This is a genomic window from Granulicatella adiacens ATCC 49175, assembly GCF_025150565.1.
GTDB lineage: Bacteria > Bacillota > Bacilli > Lactobacillales > Aerococcaceae > Granulicatella > Granulicatella adiacens.
In genome coordinates this window covers 675742-697408 of record NZ_CP102283.1, presented here as the reverse complement: position 1 = coordinate 697408, position 21667 = coordinate 675742, and the positions used below count along the sequence as shown (strand labels likewise).

Here is a 21667-nt window from a genome sequence, read left to right as displayed (position 1 = left end):
AAATTGTGATTATTTAACTTCTTTTTGATAACGGTCATATGCGTCTTGTTGAATCTTGATGAATTCATCCAATCCCATATTTTTAAGATTTGCTAAGTAAGATTCCCATTCTGTTTCAATTCCGCCATCAACTACCCATTTAGAGGCTTGTTGTTTAACGTAAGAATTAATACTTACGTATAGAGAAGCTAATTGGTTAAGTTCTTCTTGAGAATAAGTTACATTAGGGTATGCTGGTAAAGCATATTGTTTTAATTCTTGGTCCATCTTCAATTTCAAACCGTCACCTTGAGTTTGGTCGATTTCAACACGATTGTTGATATCATCACTCACATACTTAGGTCCAAAGTCACGAAGAGAATTAATCCAAGCAAATTCATCGGCAGATTTACCGTCTTTTGGAGGTAATACTTTATATTTGTCGCCATCTTTTTCAGTACCAATTCCAAATGAACCATAGAAGTTTTGGATACTTGCATCATCAGTATAGAATTTATCGAACCATTGTAATAATTTAGCAGGGTCCTTAGCTTTTGTTGTCACTAACAATTCATTACGTCCATAGTTGTAGTGATCTGGGTCTGAAGAAACATACCCTTTTCCATCAGGACCTTTTATCGCTGGTAAAGGAACATATTCGCTTGCATGTAAGCCAAATGTAGCATCAGCAGTCCAACCACTTGAAACACCTACTCTAGATACTGATTTATCCATACGTTTTGCAACACTCATAGATGAATCTTCAGTGAAGATTTCAGGGTCAATTAACCCTTTCTTGTATGCTTCATGCATTGCTGCAATCCCTTGTTTATAACTTTCTTCTGTACGAAGATATACAGGTTTTCCATCTTTAACAGACATTTCATAAGTGTTATCTGCACCTAAGCGGTTATTAAATGGCATGATATAAGAAAATGTTGGGTCAAAGTTACCTGAACCAAATGGGATTTCGTCCGTTGGATCTCCATTACCGTTTGCGTCTTTATCTTTGAATTCTTGAAGAACTTTTACTAATTCATCATAAGTTTCAGGTACTTTTAACCCTAAATTATCAAGCCATTTTTTATTAATAAATAGTTGGTTTGCTACTGTCGGACGCATTGGTAACTTCTTAGGAAGACTATAAATATGTCCATCAGGAGATGTAATCATCGCTTTTAATCTTGGTTCTTTTTCCATTGCCTTCGTTAAATTAGGCATATTTTCTTTAATTAAATCTTCTAGAGGAATGAATAAAGATTGGTTTTGAGCAATTTCAGCATCCGTAAATGCGTTTGAACCTAAGAATGCATCAGGTAGGTCACCACTTGCAATTAAAACAGATTTTTTATCTGTCCAATCTGCTGCAATAAGAGTATCCCAGTTAATTTGAATACCAGCTTCTTTTGCAGAATCATCAATAAATCCTTTATGGTAATCTTCACCCCAGTCAGACCATCTAACTGTTGTAATTTTATAAGTATTCTGATCTGATTTTTCGTCATTCGACTTGGTTGTTGAATTTGAGCAAGCTGCTAGTCCAATAAGTGTAGCTGCTGCTAAAAACATATACTTCATTTTATTGATTTTCATAATATCTCTCCTATTCTTTTAGAGCACCAATCATAACACCTTGATTGAAATATTTTTGGACAAATGGATAAAGCAACATAATTGGAGCCGTTGAAATTACAATCGCTGCATATTTCATCATATCGGCTTTAATACGAAGCTCGGATGCAAGTTCCCCTGTTGCCTGAGATTGCATCATTTGATTACTAATTAATAATCGTCTTAAAATTAATTGCAATGGTTGCAATTCTTCTTTCGTTAAATAAATCAAAGCGTTGAACCAAGAGTTCCAAATACCAACTGCTGTCCATAAACCAATTACTGCAATAATAGCTTTTGATAAAGGAACCACGATTTTGAAGAAATAACGAATCGTTCCGCATCCATCAATTTGAGCGGCTTCCCACATTCCTTCTGGGATACTGTTATTGAAGAATGTTCTTGCAACGATGATGTTATAAGAAGATACTGCAAATGGAATCACCATTACCCAGAATGAATCGACAAGTCCTACACTCTTCACTGTTAAGTAGATTGGAATCAATCCACCTGAAACAAACATTGGAACAATGTAGAGAACGCTGATCCATTTTTTACCGAGTAGGTCACGTCTAGATAATGCGTATCCAGCAGGGATATTGATTAGTAGAGCAAATAAAGTCCCAACTACTGTATATAAAATCGTATTGAGATAACTTCTTAAGAACAGTGGTTGTTCAATTAACCGAAGGTATCCATCTAATTTCCATTCATGGGGAATGAACCATACTTTACCATTGGCTACATCAGCAGGATTACTAAAAGAAGCAATCACAACGAACCACAATGGGTATACGATTAATAATATTAACAAGATTGCAAAACCGTAAATCAATACGTCAAAAAACAAATCTGATTTTGATTTTCTTGAAACCTTAAACCATTTCACGGTAAGACCACCCTCCTTTTAAAATAGTCCTGTTTTGGTATATCGTTTAGAAAACCAATTGACAGATAAAAGAATGATTAAGTTGACTACAGTATTGAATAATCCGATTGCTGTAGAGTAACTGTATTGGAAGTTAATCATCCCAACTTTATATACGTAAGTCGAAATCACCTCACTTCCAGCTAAGTTCAATGGATTTTGTAATAGTAATACTTTTTCAAAACCGATACTCAATAAGCTACCGGCTCTTAAAATCAATAGAATCATTGCTGTTGGTAAAAGTAATGGCAAGTCAATGTTGAGAATCTTTTGTATACGACTAGCCCCGTCCATCGTAGCTGCTTCGTAATACGTTGGGTCGATGGCAGATAAAGCTGCTAAGTAAATAATGCTGTCCCACCCAATGTGTTGCCAAACATCACTCCATACATAAACGCCAGCAAAACTATCTGGTTTTGCTAATAAGTTCGGCATCGTCCATCCAAGTGATTTAAAGATATTAGCAAGTAACCCACTATTTGGTGATAAGAATAAAATGATCATCCCACACATAACCATTGTTGAAATAAAGTGCGGTAGATAGGTGGTTACTTGAAAGACCTTTTTGAATTTTCCTGTTCTTATTTGATTACATAAGAGCGCTAGTAAGATTGGTAATGGAAACCCCACGAGAATGCTATAAATTGAAATCTTTAATGTGTTCATCATCGTTGTTCCGAATTGAACTGATTTAAAGAATTGGGTGAAATATTTAAATCCTGCCCACGGGCTATTTAAAATTCCGTTAGCTGGTGAGTAATCTTTAAAAGCAATTACAAGCCCTAACATTGGGATATATGCAAACATTATAAGTAAAATAATTGAAGGAAATAGAAGCACATATAAAGGAATGTTGCTTTTTATTCTTCTTTTTTGTAATGTGGTTAAATCTTTCATAATTTCCCTCCTGTTTAAATATCTGTCATTATTTTATAAAATAAAACGCTTTCTTTATATCATTATTTCGATAAGAAGTATTCACTATTCAGACAATATTTCAAATATTTATATCACTTTTCCGACATCTTCTTAATTCATATCGTTTTTTGACAACTTTTGTGATAGTGTTATACTTGAGAAGTGAGGTAATAGTTATGAAACTACATAGTATTCTATCTAAAAGACATTCTTTTAAATTTTTCTTTCAAGTATTATTAGTCCTTCTTATCCTCATTACAGTGATTAGTCTCTTTGTCAGCAATGCCACAAGAGATTTTATTAAGAATCAAAATATTCAACAGTTGACGAGTTCTATTGAGATTTACGCCAATGGACTTAATGATGAAATGCGTTCCGTCGAACGCTTTTTGTATTCAACCATCACACACGATGAGGGATTAGAAGAGCTGAATGAGCCACAAAGTTACATGGATTATGAGCAAACCGTTAGAAAAGTACAGACAACTTTTAATGATTATGAATACCAACACGAAACGCATATGTCGTTTTTAGTAGCTACAGAAGGTACGCATCATTTTCTGAGTGCATCCACTCTCTATATTCCCTATCAAGATTACTTATATTTAAAAAACAATATCAATTCGTTTAGAAATAATACTGACGACCGTAAATGGCAACCCATTATTATTAATGATACGGAATACTTAATTAAAGTCGTTCATTATAAAGAGAAAACAATTATGGCAATTATCTCAGCAGATGACATTCTAACGCCACTTAGAAAACTAAATATCGGAAAAAAAGGACAAATATCATTAAAAGAGCCAAAGAATTTATCGCCTTCAACTCACTTGATTGAGGCTGATAGCGAACGGACTCAACTACCTTTTGATATTTATGTAGCAGTTGACTACACAGATGTATTTAAGAGCATCGTTCTTTTTGAAGTCTTGATCGCCATTGTTCCAATTCTCATTGCGATAGCTTCTCTTGTGTTGATTATATTCATTCGAAACAGAATGTTGAACCCGATTACACGTTTAACAGATCGTCTTTTACGCATCGATGAATCAACATCGATATATGACATTACTTCTTCTGAAGGGATTTTGGAAATCGATACTGCAAATGATAAATTGAGCCAAGTACTATTCGATATGCAAGAGTTAAAAATCCGTGAGTACCATGCTCAGTTGGAATTAAAAAAGGTCGAACTTAACTACTTAAAGAGTCAAATTCGCCCTCACTTTTATTTAAATATGCTCTCTATGATTCACAGTATGCTTCAAACGAAGAACTATAAAGAAATCGAAGAGTTAACTATTTTAACATCTGACTACTTACGATACCTCTTTATGGTGGATCAAGACTTCTCACCGCTCAAGAAAGAAATCCAACATATTAAAGACTACTTGGAGATTCAGCGCATTCGTTATGGGAATCATATCGATTTTGCGTTAACATTCGACGAAAGACTACACAATGCATTGGTCCCTTCTCTCTTACTTCAGACATTTGTTGAGAATACGATTAAGCACGGTTTCTCTTTCCAAGATGGAATCGTCATTAACCTTTCTCTTCAAAAACGAATAGTTGATGAGAAGCCTTATATTGAGATTTGTGTTAAAGACAATGGCCCAGGATTCTCGAGGGAAATTCTAAGCAAACTTAAAAATATGGAATCATTAATATCTGAAGACGGACACCATATTGGGATTACAAACGCGATTGAACGACTCAATCTTTTATATTCGAATGATTATACAATTACGTTTGAAAATAACGACACAAGCGGTGCCAGAATTGATGTTCTAGTTCCTTATAAAGAGTTGAAAGGAGATTCTAATGAATATACTACTCGTTGATGATGACCGTTTTATCATCGAAGCGTTACGTGAAAAAATCCGTTGGGATCGATTAAAAATCAATAACGTCTATGTGGCTAACAGTCTCTCTCAGGCTCAAGCAATCATTAAAGAAAATCCTATTCACCTAATGATTAGCGATATTGAGATGCCTCAAGGAAGTGGTCTTGAACTGCTCTCTTGGGTGAGAAATGAAAATTACGATATCAAAACTATTTTTTTAACGAACTATGCAGATTTCAACTACGCACAAAAAGCAATTGAATTGCAAAGTTTTGAATACTACTTAAAACCGATTAACTTCGAAAAATTAGAGTTTATTATTCAAAAAGCACTTGATAAGATTACAGAGCAGCGTCCACAAGCCTCACACGAAACTGCGTTCCAAACTGAAAACAATTTCTGGTTTGAATATTTAAGAAAACCACGCATTCACCGTCTGGAAGAACTGCAATCTGAACTTCTAAAGCGGAATTTAAATTTAAAGGAACATCAGTATTTTCTAACAGGCGTGATTACATTAAATATTAGTGAGGCAGATTACGCTCCGGAAATCCCATCATGGACCTCTCAATTAAGAAAGGTATTACAAGCCTTTTCTAATGAGAGGTATCAACTAGCAAGCATGTTTAAGATGGAAGGTCTTGTCGACCATTACGTTTGCTTCTTTAGAGTGGATAGTTCTATCAATAGTGAGGAATTTGCAAGAAAAATCCAACAAGAAATTCTGAATAAATTACATCGCAATTCAATTTTAACGTTCAAAAGTTGCTTCCAATGTAAAACTATTTTACAAGAGGTTAAAGAACTCTACTCAGCAACAGGGCAACAAGTTCCTTATTGGAATACTATTATCCCAGTTTCTTCTGACGTTGACGTTTTACAGAAAAAAGAAGTTGCAATCAACTCCATCACCTTCTCGGATTCATTAGACGAATCCGAATTAACAAAGAGTCTCTTACACTATATTTCAAACGGAATGATACCAAAAGTCATCTTACAAAAGTTACATCTGGACTGGACGCAACAAATCGGGATTTACTTAGACCAAAACGGGATTTCAGCACATAAGCTATTTCAAAATGCTCAGCATGATTTTCTATTCCAAAGAAAATTTCATTCGATTGAATCTTTTGGGGAATACTTCACTTACTATTGGTCTCATGCGAGAAATTTCGTAACAGATGCAGAGAATCAAAAAAATAGCATCCAACGTATCATCGAATATATCGACCATCACTACAAAGAAGACTTAAGCCGAAGCACTTTGGCTGATATGGTTTATCTTAGCGCGGATCACCTAGCTCGAATCTTTAAGAAAGAAACAGGTGAAACTTTGGTCAAATATATTACGGATAAACGCATCAATGCTTCTAAAGAATTACTATCAGAAACGAAAACGCCTATTGCACAAGTAGCCTCTGAAGTCGGATATGATAATTACTCTTATTTCACGAAAATCTTTAAAGAGAAAATTGGTGTTTCTCCTGGGGACTACAGAAAACAGCATACAGATTAAATAATAAAAAAGAGCTAGTTCAAATGAACTAGCTCTTTTCATATTAGTTTTCTCTTTTTTTCACTTTTCCATTCCATGCTTCAAAACCATGTTTTAAAATAAAGATATTTGTATATCCATTTTTCTTTAGACGATAGGCACAACGACCTGCAATAGAAACGCCCTCTTCATACAAATAGATTGGTTGGTCTTTACGCAATTCCATGAAACGTTCTTTAAATTGAGAATATGGAATGTTACGCGCTCCTAAAATATGAGCAGCTTTAAATTCATCTTTTTCACGGACATCAATCAATTGCCCGTGGCGTAAATCTTTACCAAACTCTTCTGCACTCACTACTTTAGCAGATGATTGACGCATCCAGATTAATACAAATAAATAAATTCCATAGGCCATAAATAAAGCCCAAACGATATACCACATGAGACTTAACTCCTTTAATAAATATTTAATCAGACAAGAGATATTGTATCATGTTTCTTTTAATCTTTCAAAAGCACTAAAGAAGCTGCTCCAATGACTCCTGCATCGTTCCCAAGTTCAGCTAAACGTAAATGTGTTGTTTCGCGTACTTGTGGGAAAACTAATTGTTCGTATTCTTTTCGAACGCCTTCTAGCAAGAACTCTCCTGCTGCGCTCACTCCACCACCAATGACGATGAATGATGGATTTAACATATTGGCAACATGTGAACATGCAATTCCTAAATATTTAGAAAAATGACGAATCACGATTAAGGCTAAAGGATCATTTTGTTTAGCCAAATCAAATACGTCTTTAGCACTGACATCTTGCCCATCATCGATTCTTGCTTTTAATTCTGAATCGCCTGCATATTCGTCGGCATAACGACGCGCTAAGTTCACAATTCCTGTTGCACTTGCCACGGTTTCAAGACAGCCTTTTTTACCGCAAGTACATGCAAAAGGTCGGTCACTAAAATCTACCGTAATATGTCCAAGTTCTCCACCAGCACCAGCAACACCATGAATCAAGCGATTTTCAGCGATAATCCCACCACCAACACCTGTTCCAAGTGTAAAGAAGGTTACATCTGGCTGGTCTCCGCCAGCACCCATCCATTTTTCACCTAATGCTGCTACGTTGGCATCATTATCAATGAAGAACGGAAGGCTGAGTGCTCCTTCGATTTTTTCTTTCAATGGTTGTAATGTTTTCCAGTTTAAGTTGTAGGCACCGATCACTGTACCATTTTCTCTATCCACAACACCTGGAGAACCCATCCCGATTCCAGCAAAGTTTTCATTTGTTAGTCCTAATAATTCTAAACGATGACGAATCGACTCAATGATGTCCTCTACAATATGACTTCCTTCGTCTAAAATATTTGTAGGGATCGACCATTTTTGTTGAACTTCACCTTCAAGTGAAATAATCGCAAATTTGATGGACGTTCCGCCCAAATCAATACCAATAATTTTCTTTTCCATTGTATTCACTCCATGAAACTTGTATATGCTTTCATTATAACAGCATTATCTTTTCATTCCTAGCCAAAATAGTAAAAATGCGATGACAAAATACGCTACAATTCCAGCAATGCGTGAAGCAGGTTTTGTCAGGCGGTCGCCTCTAAAGCTAATCGCCAACATCACTAAATATCCACCAACGAGTCCTCCTAAGTGCCCATAGTTATCGACGGCTGAATTAATAAATCCAAGGACAATATTGATAACGATAAGTCCTGCGTATTGCATTCCCATTTGCCTAAAAGAACGAATGTAGCCGTGTTTTCGTGATAAATAAACTACAGCTCCCATAAGTCCAAAGAGTGCCGTACTTGCCCCCGCAGATATACTTGATGAAAAAGCAAAACTAGCCAGGTTTCCCATGATTCCTGATAACAGATATACCACAAGGAATCTCCAGTGACCAATTTCATATTCCATCTGACGGCCAATCATATATAAGAAAACACTGTTAAATAAAATATGTTCCAATCCAATATGTAAGAAAATTGGGGTGAGAAACCGATAATATTCATGTTGATAAATGATATACGGATTGAATTTCGCCCCGAAATTAACAAGAACTTGTCCATTCGTGCTACCACCTGCAAGCGTCATTACGATAAATAATGCTGCTTGAATCGCTAAAAATAAATAAGTAAAGCTGAAGCTCTCGTTGAAATTGCGCTTCATGCGTTCTAATTTCCATGGATTGATTTTAAACATCTCGAACCACTCCTTCACTTGTAATAATCGTTGGAATATGAATGTCCGTTTCAAATACTGGCCAGTCGACAACAGGAGTCACCTGAGTTGTATATGCTAGCGAGAGAATACGATAATCGTCCACCTTTTGCAAGGTTCTATCGTAATAGCCACCGCCAAATCCAATACGATCTCCTTTAGTGCTATACAGTAATCCAGGAACAATCACTAAATCTAAATCTTTGGCTTCAAATAGCGGATGCGCGCTATCAATCACTGGCTCTAGGGCTCCATACGACGTACGTTTAAAGGTTGTTTGTTCATTCCACTCTACAAACACTAATGTCTTATCGGGCATTGTGACTGGAGCAAAAACTTTTTTACCTGCACTTCTAGCCTCTTGAACGACCAAGTCTAATTGAAATTCAATTCTCATTGGCATCGTTACAGCGATTGTTTTAGCCTCAATCCATTGTGGCATTCCTTTCAGCCACTCTACTACCCGTCTTTCTTCTGCGCGTCGTTTCCCTGGAGTCATTTCTTCGAGTATTCTCTTTTGCTGAGCGCGTTTCAAGTTCTTCACGTCTTTTTGATACGTCTCAAAGAGTTCTGTGAATAACTTCAAGAATTCGAGTTCTACCGCGCGCATGCTTCTTTCTTCCAAAATTGGACTGCTGAGTAATGGCGCTTTTTCCATGATTGGTTCGTCCGTTAAAATCACAGGCAATTCATTAGAGAGCATTTCATGATCAATCGCCCACACTTTTGTCCATTCTTTTTCTTCTAAATGTTGCAAGAAGAATTTCTCTTTAATCACTTCAAATAAGTTATTTTCAATTACTTCATACTCTGGCAACTGATTTTTCACAGGACGAATTAAATCAGCGATATAAGCTTCTGTCGCATCATGCAATAGACACGCAAGGACCGTTCCTGTTTGGTATCCTCTAGCAATAGCTTCTTGTGCGCAGTTAATGCTATGCAATCCTACTGAATAAAAGAAACGAAGATGTCCATTTCCTCGACATATCATACTTAAGGCATGCGCGATATCTTCAATGGCTACGTTGTCTGGTACCATTTCAAGCGGATTAAACACGCGACCTGTATATGTATTCATCAATAATTTTTTGTCTTCCATACGTTCCTCCATGGTTGATGTCAGTTTATTTTATCATTGAATTCACGCGATTTAAAAGGATTTAGGCATTTCTTAATGATTCTATTTATTATGATTGTCTCTTCTCAACATAGAAAAAGATTCCTTCGAAGTCTTACGGATATCTTCATAATAGCTGTAACGTTGCACCGGTACAAGCCGTAGTCTTGCACCTTCGAAGCTTCAAATGAGGAGTACGAAACAAGTTTCAACTCCCCATAATTTACATTCGATGCTCTTCACGTTACTGCTATTATAGAATCCGTAAGCTTCTCTGGAATCTTTTTCTTACTCATACTATCAATTCGACTTTTTGATGCAATTATCTTTATTTTACTTTGACACCCCCCTATACCTCATTAAATTTTAATCCAAATGAAATAAAAAAAATAAGAATTAATTAACATAGTCATGCTAATCAATTCTTATTCTAATCAATTATTCTACACCTTCTTAATTTTCCTATTAAGATCCAAATGAATCATATTCTGCACTTTTCTTTTCAAGAGTTTCGACTACTTTATTTGAAAACTCACCTTGAATAGATGAATCTAGTTCCTTTACAATTTTAGATAAAACTAACTTTGTATTTTGCGCTTCAAGCTTTATGGCTTTCATGTTTCTTCTCTTAAGAAAAATCTTTTCTGTCTTTTTTGCCAACGAAAAAATATTTGTTATAAGCCAACGCTCATATTGCTTTTGAAAATAGATAAAATTATCCTGTGTACCTTTAAACAATCTGTCAATTTCATCACCAATATTCATCCTATTCTCCTTTCAATTCTTGAGTATCACTATTTAACTCACGTTGTTTATAATATAGTTCGTCAATTTCTTTTCTTAATACATATTGTCTTTTTTTATATTCGTCTTTAACCTGGCTTTGTTTCTCTTCTAAATTCTTTTGATGCTTCATAAAAGACGAAATTATTTCATTATAGACATTAGATGAAAAATGATTTAAACGACTTATTGCTTCAGTATTATCTGAATTTTGCTTTTGTAAATATTGATAAGCGATTTGACATTTCTCTTCTGATATTTTCAACAGTTTTGCTTTAATATCATATAACTCATTATTCTTTCTTTCGAAATCTCTACAAGAACTCAAATAATCCTCTTCAAGTTGTTCTAGAATTCTTTGTTTAGTTCGTATTGAGTTCTGAATTACTTCATTTTGTTCCATTCGTTAAATTCTCCCGCCAATTCGTTATCCTTCTTTAACATATCAGTAATACTACTCTTAATTTGTATTTCTAGATTTTCAAAATCCTCAGATAGTTTTTTTGCTTTTTCTTCCATGGGTTCAAAGTACGAATCAACATCATTAACTATACTTGCTCGAGTAATTCCTCCTGCATAATATGCTTCTTCAACTTCATCGGCAGAAGAAACGAATCCCCAAGGAACAGTTCTTGTGCTTGATAAAATAACTTCCGCTTCAGAATGCGCTTGTTCCTTGATTTTGTTAATTGTCTCAAAAGCAGTTTTTGCGGCTGAAGATAATCCAGACGATATCAGTTGTGCTTGATCAGAGTCTAAGAAAATTTCCTCGCTCTTGCTTAGCCCATCTAATAACATTTTTCTTTTTAACATTAAATTTAGATACATTCCTGAACGAGCAATATCTAAAGAAGTAGAAAAGTGATACTCATATCTCGAAGTATCATTTTTAACTTTAAGAGAGCCATCTGTATTGAAAAGATATCCTCCCCACATATGTTGCTCTATAAATTTAATTAATCCTAAATACTTAGAATCTACATGTCGAACTATGCCTACCGCATTATCACTATTTTTTGAATTATACCCAAAGGCAATTATGTCAGATTGATCAACATGATTTATAATTCTATACTTCATAGCATCAACCTTTAAACGTTCTTCTTCTGTAAAAGTTGGATAAATATTAGGTCCTTGATAAATATGCACTTCCCCAATTCGTGTGATATCACTAACCCTAGCAAGAGAAATCTGAACTTCCATAGACCCTAATGAATGTGCATAAAGATTAACTTTCGAATCTGGATAATCCTTAAGAATTTGATTTAATTTATTTGCAGCCGCATCTAGCTGTGGTGTTACACTCTTTCTAAAAGTAGCAATTTTCCAAACCATTGGTAAATCATTATCGACCCAATCTGGCCAAGAACCTTCTTTAAATGGAGCTTTTGAACCTTGGAATAATACCGTGAGTTCCTTTGTTTCAGGATTTTCAACAACATATCCATCTAAACCCGTGTTATCATGGAAAACTTCACGGACTATACCGATTGTAATTGTATTATTCCCATCAGAAACCCTAATAGGAGCCCCTTCAACCAAAGATGAATCATATTCTTTCTCGGCAATCATTTTATTCAATAAATCAGTATATTTACTCATATTTGTTTTCCTTAACCATTTTTTCTAATTCTGGTGACCAACTGCCACCACCACTCATTAAATTTCCTGTATTCGTATTTTTATGAAGAAAAACTGAAACATGATAAATTTCGTTCTCATTTACATATAAATAAACAATAATGCCCCCCATCGGATTCCGTTCAAATGATGAAATATTATAAGTCTTTATAATTCCTTTGTCAGAAAATGCATTCTTATCAATAGATAGTAAATCTTTTTTATAAACTTCGTGCGCTTCCTCGCTATATACAACTTTTTCCATTTCATTATATTCAACTTGCTTCATTATTTTTTTACCTCCCACTAACAATCCAAAAATCGCTAATACACTAATTATTCCAATTACGAGTTTTTTCGTTATATTCATTGGACACTTCTCCTATATTCTCTGATATGAAATATATATTACTTTTTTGATAGTATATCATGAACCCTCATTCTTTTGAACCCCCACTAAGTACCCACACATTTTTAAAAAGGTAGAATAAGTCAGTTTACTAATATCAAAATATAGACAATTAATTTTTAAATTTATTGTATGTTCTATCTCTAAAAACCTCAAGCATTCTATTTAAAATTAGACCGTTGTTATATTGTTCTTCAAAAACAGACGGGTTATAAATTTTTTTGCATTGTATAGTTTTTTTTCGTATTTCTCCTATATAAGTATCTTTGTTTTGCCATTCTAAACTTATGAAATTTTTAAATTCTATTCTTTCCTGTTCATTTTCAAATAGCAAAACTACCGAAAAGAACCTATCTCTTGAATATTGAGCTTCACGACTCCAATCAATGTAGTAAAAAAATTCATTGAGTTTATATATAATTGAATCTTGCTCCATATATTTAAATGATATCTCATTAAAATTTTCATCATCAACATCATCCCATTGAGGGCATGGAGTAAAATATCTTCCACCATCCAATGATACACCACTAAATTCTAACAATAATGTTGAAAAATAATTTAACTGTATTGTCATCCACTGTGGATTAGAGTCCATTTGACTAAACATATAAAATTCCTGTCTAGGATTACTAATATCTAAAAAATCATAGGTTATTGTAAATTCAGGGAAGATTTTATGGAACTTTTCCATCTCTCCATGAGGTCCATTCGTCCAATTATCATATTGAGTTATGTATAACTTTAATTTTTCCAATGCCGTTTTATCAATTCCAAATCTTTTTTTCCAAAGTTTTTCTACTTTATCTAAATCAGCAGATTGATTAATAGGTGTATTAGAATCTTGGATTCGTGTGTAGATATAATTTGCTAGTAAAATCTTCCCCTTATTATTTCCTATATAATTTTCTTTTAAATAAAAAGGTGTAAAATTACTATTTTTAATTACTATAATATCTAATGTAGCGGTTTGTAGAACAATACTCTCAACTTTAACTATTGGTCGGATATCTCCTGCAAATTTTTTATCTTTTAAAAAGTCCACAATATTCTGGGTATTTCTTCTATTTAAATCATTCTTTACATCTTTAACTTTATAATCATCTGATTCATCTACCCCAATAATTATAAGTCCATCATTTTCAGTTAAGTTATTAGCCATAGAAATAATATCATGAAGTAAATTTAACTTTTGATCTTTTGAATACCATTCCTTTTTAAAATCCCAATATTCACCTTCTTGTCTTAAACCAATTAATTCCTTAATTATTTCCGTATACATTTAAAACTTCCTCTCTCCTAACATTAGAATTAATTATACCTCTAAAAACAAAAAGACACACTAACATTTTTCTAAATGCTTATCTCTAAATAATTTCTAATTAAATTTTAAAAACAAATATTTAACTGTATAAAATTCTCAAAACAAATTTACGTAATTCTCCTGTTTAAAGAACGATTGCAATTTCGCTTTTTCTAGAGTTACTTCCTTTAGAGCGCTTTTGACCATATGCAGAGTAAATTCTATTGTATAAAAACTATCTTAGTACACTTACAAATTCAGCAAAAAACACAGATTAGCAGAAATGCCAATCCGTGTTACTTTAAACTTATTATTGTGCGTATTTATCACAGTACAGTTCAATTAACTCTTTCGCTAATAACTGAACGATTTCGGTTGAAGCCATTTGGTCTTCGGCATGCATGAACAATAATGAGAATTCTGTTTTTTCTCCGCCTGCTTCTTTTTGAATCAGCTCTGCGTGAATTTTATGCGCCTCGACGAAGGCTTCTTCTGCTTCCACAAGTTTTGCATTTGCGTCTTCAAACGACCCTTTTTTAGCCAATTGAATGGCTTCTACAAAAGAGGATTTGGCTGCACCGCTATTAGCAATCAGCTGGAAACAGATGAGTTCCATTTCTTCTGTCATACTATTCTCCTATCAATGCAAGTGCTTGGTCTAATACTTTTGGACCGTTCATCATTCCATAGTCACGCATATCGATGGCTTCTACTGGAATATCGCCTGCGATTTCTTTTACTGCAGGCAACTCATAACGAATTTGTGGTCCAATGAGAATAACATCTGCTTCATGAATATTCTTTTTCGCTTCTGTAATGGATTTTGCTTCGATAGAAACTTCAATCCCACGTTCAGTCGCACTTTGTTGCATTTTTTTAACGAGCATACTTGTCGACATGCCTGAATTACATACTAATAAAATTTGTTTCATAATCTTATCCCTTCATTTCTTGTTCCACAACTTTGTCATGAACTTTGATAAATGGAATGTATAGAAGAACTCCAAGTGCAAAGATGACTAATTGAACGAGAACTGCTCTGAAGTCCCCTGCTGTTGCTAACCATGCATTTAAGAAGACTGGTGTAGTCCAAGGAACTTGTACAAATGCTGGACTCATGAAGCCTGCAACTGTTGCTAAGTAGCTGATTAAAATACCAAGAGCTGGAACGGCGATAAATGGAATCGCTAATGAAATGTTATAAACGATTGGGTAACCGAATAATACAGGTTCATTGATATTGAAGAGTCCAGGTCCAAATGATAATTTAGCTACGTTTTTAGAAGCAGCATTGCGGCTCACTAAGAATGTTGCAACTAATAAACATAATGTAGATCCACTACCACCCATTAAAGCAAATGTTTGAACTTGAGATAAGTTGATGATGTGTGGAATCGCTTGTCCATTGTTTGCTGCAGTGATGTTTTCTGTAATGTTAATTAATAGTAATGGTTCTAGAATTGCACTGTAAATAACGGCTTGGTGAATCCCAAATAGCCATAACATATTTCCTAGAGAGTAAATAATGATTACCCCAATTAAGCTTGTACCAATATGACGAATTGGTTCTTGGATGAAGACTGTAATAATTGAGATTAAGTTTGTTCCAAATAAGTTGAATAATAATGCTGATACAACCCCAAATAATGAAATAACGGTCATTACTGGAAGTAATACGCTGAATGATTTACCAACTGCTGGTGGAATGTTGTCACCAAGATTAATTTGTAATGCTTTGACACTTGATAATTTGATGAATAGTTCTGTTGCAAGAATCGCTACGATAACCCCTGCAAACATTGCGCCTGTACCTGTGTTGTTAAATGAAAGAACGCCTGAAATATTTACGGCATCCTTTGCACCATCAGGAACTGCAGAAACTGTATTTGGCATCATAACAATTAAAGAAACTAATGATAGCATTGATGCTGCCAATGGGTTTTCAAAATCTCTGTTTTTCGCTAAGAAATAACCGACCATTACGGCGATAATAATTCCTGAAATGCTTAAAGTACCGTTTGCGATTGTAATACCCCAATATTGGAATTTCGTTAATGTATCCCCTTCAAAAATCCACTTAAATACTGTGTTGTTCAAAAGAACAATTAAACCTGCCAAAATATATAATGGCATTACTGTCGCAAATGCATCTCTTAGGGTTTTTAAATGAATTTGGTTCCCCAATCTACCAGCAAACGCGGCAAATTTGTCAATAAATTTCGAGTTTTTCATCTGAATATCTCCTCTCTTTATTCCTCGACTTCTACTTCAAATCCGTTATTGTCACTAACGTTGCGATACCATCTTCCACTACTCTTGATGGTTCTCTTTTGCGTTTCTAAATCTACAGAAATAAATCCATAACGATTCTTGTACGCATTATTCCAAGACCAGCAATCAAAAGCAGTCCATGTATGATATCCAAAACAGTTGCTACCTTCTTCAATCGCTTTATGTAGCCAAGTGAGATGTTCTTCGTAAAATTCAATACGATACACATCATCGATGACTCCATTTTCTCCAATGAAGCGACCTTCGTTTTCCACACCCATCCCGTTCTCACTAATGAACCATGGGATATTGCCATATTCTTCCTTCACAATCATGGCGATATCATAAATGGCTTTCGGGAAGATTTCCCATCCACGATATGGATTCATGCGACGTTCAGGCCATTCATACTCTTTGAAGTATTGGTCTGGCATCCAAGGTGTTTTGTACTCCTCAGGATTTGGTTGCGCTTGAACGCGTTTTGGATGATAGTAATTCACTCCAAGAAAATCGACTGTATTTTCTCGAATGAGCTGCAATTCCTCTTCAGTATGACTCCACAACACACCGTCCTCCTCTAGTTTTTTCACCAAGGTTTCAGGGAATGTTCCCTTCACCGCTGGATTCAAGAAGACTCTGTTAAAGAAATCATTTGTAAATTGACTTGCTGCTATATCTTCTGGAGAATCACTTCTTGGGTAAGCCGGCGTCAAGTTCAAAATAATCCCAATCTTACCCTCCAATCCTAATGTGCGATACAGTTGAATCACTTTGGCACTTGCAAGATTTAGATTATAAATCACTTGAACAGCTTCTTTCCCTTTCCCTTTTAGGTTCGGATAATGGAATGCATATAAGTATCCTGCTTCTGGAATGACCATTGGCTCATTGAAAGTTGTCCAGTAATGAATCTTATCGCCAAAACATTCGAACGCAGTCTTGGTAAACTTCACGAATAAGTCCACGACATGTTTACTTTCCCAACCGCCATATTGTTGAAGCAATTCAACTGGCAAATCGAAATGATGTAAATTCAGTACAAGTTCAATATCGTTTTTCTTCGCTTCTTCAATAACAGCGTTGTAAAATTCCACAGCCTTTGGATTAGCTTCACCCGTTTCGAAGTCTTTAATCAAACGGCTCCATTGAATCGATGTCCGGAATGAATTAAATCCAATCTCCTTCATCAAACGAAAATCTTCAGGATACGTATGATAAAAATCACTCGCCACATCTGGACCGACGCCATTAAAGAAAGCTTCTGGAGCCGTTCTAAACCAGTAATCCATCACATTTTCATGTGCCTTATCGAATTGTCCTTCTGTCTGCGGTCCACTTGAAGCAGCACCCCACCAAAACCCTTGAGGGAAACTCAATTGTTTCTTCATAATTAACCTCCTTTCTGTAAGCTCTTTCACGTATAGTATATCACAATTTAAATATTTGTCTAGACAATATTTATAAATAGTATTCAAATTATCGATTTTGCCTATTCATTCTACATTTGTTATAATATGGCTAAGTTTAGAGAAAGGATGACATTCGATGAGCGTAAAATATTTACAGATTTACCATGCGATTCGTGAAAAGATTTTAAGTAACGAATACGCCATTAACCAACAATTACCCGATGAAATCACATTAACGAAAGAATTCAATAGCAGTCGAATGACGGTCAAGAAAGCATTAGACTTACTCGTTTCTGAAGGGCTTATCTTCAGAAAACGCGGCCAAGGTACATTTGTCCTCTCTCGTGGTACGTCGAAACGAAAACTCATCGTTCCAGAACGTGATATTAAAGGACTGACGAAGATTTCTGAGGATTCACACTCTACTGTTGAATCCAAAATCATTCATTTCAAATTAGAGTTTGCCTCTGAATTTCTAGCAGAAAAATTACAAGTGCCGGTGCAAAGTCCTATATACAACATTCACCGCCTTCGCATTATCGACGGCAAGCCGTACGTATTAGAACAAACCTATATGAGTACAAGCGTCATTCCAGGGATTACGGAAGAAGTTTTATTAAACTCCATCTATCAATATATTGAAGGTCCATTAGGCTTGCGCATTGCAAGTGCTACTAAAATCTTACGTGCAGCACCTAGTTCAGAAGATGAGCAAGACTATTTACAACTCCTTCCAACAGAGCCTGTCTTTGAAGTAGAACAAGTGGCCTACCTCGATAATGGAACTCCATTTGAGTACTCGATTAGCCGACATAGATACGATCTATTTGAATTTAATTCATTTGCACTAAGACATTCATCATAGGAGGCATAAATATGACAAAACCAATTTTTTTAAATGCTGTTCTTCAAGAGAAAATTTGGGGAGGAACAAAACTAAATTCTCTTTTTAATTTCACTCTCCCTTCTGAGAAAACAGGAGAAGCGTGGATTATTAGCGCGCATCCAAATGGAATTTCAACGATAAAAAGCCCTGCAGAATATGCAGGACAAGGATTAGATGAACTCTATAAAACCCATCCAGAGCTCTTCAATGGGCAACAATTAGCAAGCTTCCCTCTTCTGATTAAGTTACTAGATGCATCCGATGACTTATCAATTCAAGTGCATCCAGATGACGAATATGCGCTGGAACATGAAGGCGAATATGGAAAAAATGAATGCTGGTATGTCGTACAAGCAGAGCCAGGCGCAAAAATTGTCTATGGACATACAGCGATGACTCCTGAAGAATTTGCAGAGAAAATCGACAATGAAGCATGGGGCGACCTATTTACCGAAGTTCCTGTGAAAGCGGGCGATTTCTTCGATGTTCCAAGTGGAACGATTCATGCCATTGGTGGCGGTATTGTGATTCTTGAGACGCAACAAAATTCAGACACGACTTACCGCGTCTATGACTACAAACGCACTGACGACACTGGTAACCCTCGTCCTCTGCATATTCAACAAACAAAAGATGTCACAACGATTCCGCATAGTGTCCCAACAACTAACCAACAAGTGGTGACGACTGACAAGGGAACAAGAACGACTTTTGTAGAGAACAAGTTCTTTACCGTTTGGAAATACGATATCGACGGCGACTACAGCGATGCCCTCTCTTCTACTTATCATCTTGTGACGGTGTTAGACGGAAAAGGAACGCTCACAGTCGATGGAACACAGTATCCAATCCAAAAAGCAGATTCCTTTATTCTTCCTTCTGGAACACCTACACTTCAAATCAACGGATCTGTACAACTGATTGTGTCTCAATCAAACCAATAAAAACGAAAAAAGGTCAACAAGGGATTTCCTTGCTGACCTTAATTTTTTATGCATTCAATTGTTTTGTAATATCTACGATTTCGTCGATTAAGCCACCGATGGTTGCAATCGTATCTTTCAGTGGTGCATCTGTTGAGACATCCACGCCTGCTGCTTTCGCAAGCTCTTCTGCGCTCTTCGTTCCGCCCATCTTCAATACTTCTACCCAAGTGTTTGCTAAACTTGCATCTTTTTGAATCATTTTCGCCACTTGTGTACCAATTGTTAAACCAGCTGAGTAAGTGTATGAGTAAAGTCCCATGTAATAGTGCGGTTGACGCATCCATGTTAACTCTGCTCCTTTGGTAAGAACCACTTCTGGTCCCCAGAATTTCGCAAGAGTTTCTCTAAATAAATCATTTAACGTATCTGCGTCTAAACTCTTACCTGCATCCACTAAGCGGTATACTTCGCGCTGGAAGTACGCTTCTAATAAGTGAGTCACAAAGTTGTGGTAGTACGTTTTAGCGACCATTTGAGAAATAATCCAACGTTTCATACGTAAGTCATCGCCTGCTTTGTTCTTCAAGTAGAACTCAACTAATAATTCGTTTGTTGTAGATGGAGCTTCCACAAAGTACATACTTGGACGACCATCTAGAATATTTTGGTGTTTATACGCCAATTGGAAGTGCCCTGCGTGACCTAATTCATGCGCTAACGTCATGCAGTCATTCATATCTTCTGTAAAGAACATTAAGATAAATGAATTTGCCCCGTAAGGTGATGAACAGAACGCACCAGTACGTTTACCGATTGTTTCAGCGTAGTCAATCCAACGATTGTCGAAGGCTTCCTTCATAATCTTGAGGTAATCTTCTCCTAGAGGTTCTAGCCCTTCTAAGATGTATTGTTTTGCTTCGTCATACGTTACTTTGGCTGCATATGTTGGATCTACTTCTAGTTTCAAGTCTTCATAACGCACTTCATCCAATTGATAGATTTCTTTGATTAGACGTGCAAATTTGCGCATATGTGGTGCTAATTCTTCCATGATGACATCGATTTGACGGTCGTATAATTCACGAGAAACTTTTTGACGGTCTAATAAATAATCAATCACTGAATCGAATCCACGCAATGTTGCCATTGTTTTTTCTTTTTGAATTTGTGTGTTATATGCTGAAGCTGTACTGTGTTGGTATTTGCGTAATGTGTCGCTAAATACTTTAAAGGCTTCACGACGGATTGCTGTATTGGCTTCTGATTGCATACGGCCTTCGAAGCTGTTGTATGTCATTGGAATCACTTGTCCATCTGCTTCTACGTCTGGGAAATGCATATCTTTAAATTTAATATCGTTGTACGCTTGGTAACCAGCATCTAATGTATTTCCTAGAGCAGCTAGAGTTGCTTCCACGTCTTTTGATAATAAATGTTTTTTATCTTCTAAGAGACGTTCGATATATAAGGCGTCTTCTTTATTCTCACGTGCTTCTTCTAATACTGCATCATCCAATTGGCTTAATTCAGATTCAAAGAAACTTAATTTGGCATCTAATCCTGCTAATACAGTACGTGTTTGTGCAGCACGTGTTTGTGCCTCTTTATCTTTTGTATTTGCGCTCACAGCAAGGTTGCAATACGCAGAAATTTTACCGCGTTGTTCTAATAAGGTACGGTAGGTTGCTAAACCAGCATTCACTTGATGTGCTGTTGTAATGTTTCCTTCGTATTCTTTTTGGAAACCATCTACTTTTCCTTTTAAGTCTTCTAACGCTTCGTTAAAAGCTTCTTCTGTTTCAAACAAATGCGATAAGTCCCATGTTTGATTTACATCTACTTGACTTCTTTCAATCATACTCTCACTTCACTTTCTAAAATCGTACTTCCATTGTACCATAGTTTTCATCTAATTTTCAGAAAA

General features: G+C 35.6%; 21 protein-coding genes. 4 read left to right on the top strand and 17 right to left on the bottom strand.

Features of this window, described 5'->3' with window-relative positions:
• Positions 1-9: 9 nt before the first annotated feature.
• The 3 genes from NQ540_RS03580 to NQ540_RS03570 are packed head-to-tail and all read right to left on the bottom strand — an operon-like array spanning position 10 to position 3415.
• Entirely contained in the window at positions 10-1572 is a 1563-nt protein-coding gene (locus tag NQ540_RS03580; protein ID WP_005605061.1) for a type 2 periplasmic-binding domain-containing protein, read from the bottom strand.
• A gap of 10 nt (positions 1573-1582) precedes the next feature.
• Positions 1583-2479: a carbohydrate ABC transporter permease gene (locus tag NQ540_RS03575; protein ID WP_005605059.1), complete on the bottom strand. Its 897-nt coding sequence runs from the start codon at positions 2477-2479 to the stop codon at positions 1583-1585.
• Between the two features lie 18 nt (positions 2480-2497).
• On the bottom strand, positions 2498-3415 hold the full coding sequence (locus NQ540_RS03570) for an ABC transporter permease (RefSeq protein ID WP_005605058.1): 918 nt from the start codon (positions 3413-3415) through the stop codon (positions 2498-2500).
• Positions 3416-3612: 197 nt separating this feature from the next.
• Between NQ540_RS03570 and NQ540_RS03565 the strand changes: the two genes are divergently transcribed.
• Together NQ540_RS03565 and NQ540_RS03560 are read left to right on the top strand one after the other, a co-directional pair.
• Positions 3613-5283, top strand: a complete 1671-nt coding sequence (locus NQ540_RS03565) for a sensor histidine kinase (RefSeq protein ID WP_005605057.1) — start codon at positions 3613-3615, stop codon at positions 5281-5283.
• Positions 5264-6802, top strand: coding sequence for a helix-turn-helix domain-containing protein (locus NQ540_RS03560; RefSeq protein WP_005605056.1), 1539 nt, complete (start codon positions 5264-5266; stop codon positions 6800-6802). The genes NQ540_RS03565 and NQ540_RS03560 overlap by 20 nt, the downstream gene beginning before the upstream one ends.
• A 43-nt stretch (positions 6803-6845) precedes the next feature.
• Here NQ540_RS03560 and NQ540_RS03555 read toward each other — a convergent pair whose 3' ends face one another.
• The 13 genes from NQ540_RS03555 to NQ540_RS03495 form a co-directional block, all read right to left on the bottom strand.
• Positions 6846-7226, bottom strand: coding sequence for a rhodanese-like domain-containing protein (locus tag NQ540_RS03555; RefSeq protein ID WP_005605055.1), 381 nt, complete (start codon positions 7224-7226; stop codon positions 6846-6848).
• Positions 7227-7285: 59 nt separating this feature from the next.
• Complete coding sequence (locus tag NQ540_RS03550; RefSeq protein ID WP_005605054.1) at positions 7286-8254, bottom strand: ROK family glucokinase; 969 nt, start codon at positions 8252-8254, stop codon at positions 7286-7288.
• Positions 8255-8299: 45 nt separating this feature from the next.
• Positions 8300-8998 (bottom strand): rhomboid family intramembrane serine protease, encoded by a 699-nt coding sequence (locus tag NQ540_RS03545; protein ID WP_005605053.1) that lies wholly within the window; start codon positions 8996-8998, stop codon positions 8300-8302.
• Positions 8991-10118 (bottom strand): 5-formyltetrahydrofolate cyclo-ligase, encoded by a 1128-nt coding sequence (locus NQ540_RS03540; protein ID WP_050755079.1) that lies wholly within the window; start codon positions 10116-10118, stop codon positions 8991-8993. The genes NQ540_RS03545 and NQ540_RS03540 overlap by 8 nt, the downstream gene beginning before the upstream one ends.
• A gap of 483 nt (positions 10119-10601) precedes the next feature.
• Positions 10602-10901, bottom strand: coding sequence for a hypothetical protein (locus NQ540_RS03535; RefSeq protein WP_005605051.1), 300 nt, complete (start codon positions 10899-10901; stop codon positions 10602-10604).
• A 1-nt stretch (position 10902) separates the two neighbouring features.
• A complete protein-coding gene (locus tag NQ540_RS03530; protein ID WP_005605048.1) occupies positions 10903-11322 on the bottom strand; it encodes a hypothetical protein in 420 nt (139 codons plus the stop codon).
• Positions 11304-12521, bottom strand: coding sequence for a hypothetical protein (locus NQ540_RS03525; protein WP_005605046.1), 1218 nt, complete (start codon positions 12519-12521; stop codon positions 11304-11306). The genes NQ540_RS03530 and NQ540_RS03525 overlap by 19 nt, the downstream gene beginning before the upstream one ends.
• Positions 12514-12909, bottom strand: coding sequence for a DUF1310 family protein (locus NQ540_RS03520; protein WP_005605044.1), 396 nt, complete (start codon positions 12907-12909; stop codon positions 12514-12516). The genes NQ540_RS03525 and NQ540_RS03520 overlap by 8 nt, the downstream gene beginning before the upstream one ends.
• Before the next feature lie 151 nt (positions 12910-13060).
• Entirely contained in the window at positions 13061-14230 is a 1170-nt protein-coding gene (locus NQ540_RS03515) for an ATP-binding protein (protein WP_005605043.1), read from the bottom strand.
• Between the two features lie 331 nt (positions 14231-14561).
• Positions 14562-14879 carry a PTS lactose/cellobiose transporter subunit IIA gene (locus tag NQ540_RS03510; protein WP_005605041.1) on the bottom strand — a complete coding sequence of 106 codons (318 nt, stop codon included), beginning with the start codon at positions 14877-14879 and terminating at the stop codon, positions 14562-14564.
• A 1-nt stretch (position 14880) separates the two neighbouring features.
• Positions 14881-15183 carry a PTS sugar transporter subunit IIB gene (locus NQ540_RS03505; protein ID WP_005605039.1) on the bottom strand — a complete coding sequence of 101 codons (303 nt, stop codon included), beginning with the start codon at positions 15181-15183 and terminating at the stop codon, positions 14881-14883.
• 4 nt (positions 15184-15187) lie between these two features.
• Positions 15188-16483: a PTS sugar transporter subunit IIC gene (locus NQ540_RS03500; RefSeq protein WP_005605038.1), complete on the bottom strand. Its 1296-nt coding sequence runs from the start codon at positions 16481-16483 to the stop codon at positions 15188-15190.
• Positions 16484-16500: 17 nt separating this feature from the next.
• The gene (locus tag NQ540_RS03495; RefSeq protein WP_039848727.1) at positions 16501-17910 is read right to left on the bottom strand and encodes a glycoside hydrolase family 1 protein; all 1410 of its coding nucleotides are present in this window, start codon (positions 17908-17910) and stop codon (positions 16501-16503) included.
• Positions 17911-18067: 157 nt separating this feature from the next.
• On the opposite strand from NQ540_RS03495, the gene NQ540_RS03490 reads away from it, so the two are divergent.
• Both NQ540_RS03490 and NQ540_RS03485 read left to right on the top strand, forming a co-directional pair.
• On the top strand, positions 18068-18796 hold the full coding sequence (locus NQ540_RS03490; RefSeq protein WP_005605033.1) for a GntR family transcriptional regulator: 729 nt from the start codon (positions 18068-18070) through the stop codon (positions 18794-18796).
• A gap of 11 nt (positions 18797-18807) precedes the next feature.
• The gene (locus tag NQ540_RS03485) at positions 18808-19761 is read left to right on the top strand and encodes a type I phosphomannose isomerase catalytic subunit (RefSeq protein WP_005605031.1); all 954 of its coding nucleotides are present in this window, start codon (positions 18808-18810) and stop codon (positions 19759-19761) included.
• 46 nt (positions 19762-19807) lie between these two features.
• On the opposite strand, the gene pepF is transcribed toward NQ540_RS03485, so the two are convergent.
• Positions 19808-21601 carry an oligoendopeptidase F gene (gene pepF, locus NQ540_RS03480; protein WP_005605030.1) on the bottom strand — a complete coding sequence of 598 codons (1794 nt, stop codon included), beginning with the start codon at positions 21599-21601 and terminating at the stop codon, positions 19808-19810.
• Positions 21602-21667 lie beyond the last annotated feature (66 nt).

What these genes read in the sequence shown, in the direction of transcription:
- NQ540_RS03580 (WP_005605061.1), bottom strand. Translation starts at nt 1,572, where the DNA reads ATGAAAATCAATAAAATGAAGTATATGTTTTTAGCAGCAGCTACACTT.
- NQ540_RS03570 (WP_005605058.1), bottom strand. Translation starts at nt 3,415, where the DNA reads ATGAAAGATTTAACCACATTACAAAAAAGAAGAATAAAAAGCAACATT.
- NQ540_RS03565 (WP_005605057.1), top strand. Translation starts at nt 3,613, where the DNA reads ATGAAACTACATAGTATTCTATCTAAAAGACATTCTTTTAAATTTTTC.
- NQ540_RS03560 (WP_005605056.1), top strand. Translation starts at nt 5,264, where the DNA reads ATGAATATACTACTCGTTGATGATGACCGTTTTATCATCGAAGCGTTA.
- NQ540_RS03555 (WP_005605055.1), bottom strand. Translation starts at nt 7,226, where the DNA reads ATGTGGTATATCGTTTGGGCTTTATTTATGGCCTATGGAATTTATTTA.
- NQ540_RS03550 (WP_005605054.1), bottom strand. Translation starts at nt 8,254, where the DNA reads ATGGAAAAGAAAATTATTGGTATTGATTTGGGCGGAACGTCCATCAAA.
- NQ540_RS03545 (WP_005605053.1), bottom strand. Translation starts at nt 8,998, where the DNA reads ATGTTTAAAATCAATCCATGGAAATTAGAACGCATGAAGCGCAATTTC.
- NQ540_RS03540 (WP_050755079.1), bottom strand. Translation starts at nt 10,118, where the DNA reads ATGGAAGACAAAAAATTATTGATGAATACATATACAGGTCGCGTGTTT.
- NQ540_RS03535 (WP_005605051.1), bottom strand. Translation starts at nt 10,901, where the DNA reads ATGAATATTGGTGATGAAATTGACAGATTGTTTAAAGGTACACAGGAT.
- NQ540_RS03530 (WP_005605048.1), bottom strand. Translation starts at nt 11,322, where the DNA reads ATGGAACAAAATGAAGTAATTCAGAACTCAATACGAACTAAACAAAGA.
- NQ540_RS03525 (WP_005605046.1), bottom strand. Translation starts at nt 12,521, where the DNA reads ATGAGTAAATATACTGATTTATTGAATAAAATGATTGCCGAGAAAGAA.
- NQ540_RS03520 (WP_005605044.1), bottom strand. Translation starts at nt 12,909, where the DNA reads ATGAATATAACGAAAAAACTCGTAATTGGAATAATTAGTGTATTAGCG.
- NQ540_RS03515 (WP_005605043.1), bottom strand. Translation starts at nt 14,230, where the DNA reads ATGTATACGGAAATAATTAAGGAATTAATTGGTTTAAGACAAGAAGGT.
- NQ540_RS03510 (WP_005605041.1), bottom strand. Translation starts at nt 14,879, where the DNA reads ATGACAGAAGAAATGGAACTCATCTGTTTCCAGCTGATTGCTAATAGC.
- NQ540_RS03505 (WP_005605039.1), bottom strand. Translation starts at nt 15,183, where the DNA reads ATGAAACAAATTTTATTAGTATGTAATTCAGGCATGTCGACAAGTATG.
- NQ540_RS03500 (WP_005605038.1), bottom strand. Translation starts at nt 16,483, where the DNA reads ATGAAAAACTCGAAATTTATTGACAAATTTGCCGCGTTTGCTGGTAGA.
- NQ540_RS03495 (WP_039848727.1), bottom strand. Translation starts at nt 17,910, where the DNA reads ATGAAGAAACAATTGAGTTTCCCTCAAGGGTTTTGGTGGGGTGCTGCT.
- NQ540_RS03490 (WP_005605033.1), top strand. Translation starts at nt 18,068, where the DNA reads ATGAGCGTAAAATATTTACAGATTTACCATGCGATTCGTGAAAAGATT.
- NQ540_RS03485 (WP_005605031.1), top strand. Translation starts at nt 18,808, where the DNA reads ATGACAAAACCAATTTTTTTAAATGCTGTTCTTCAAGAGAAAATTTGG.
- pepF (WP_005605030.1), bottom strand. Translation starts at nt 21,601, where the DNA reads ATGATTGAAAGAAGTCAAGTAGATGTAAATCAAACATGGGACTTATCG.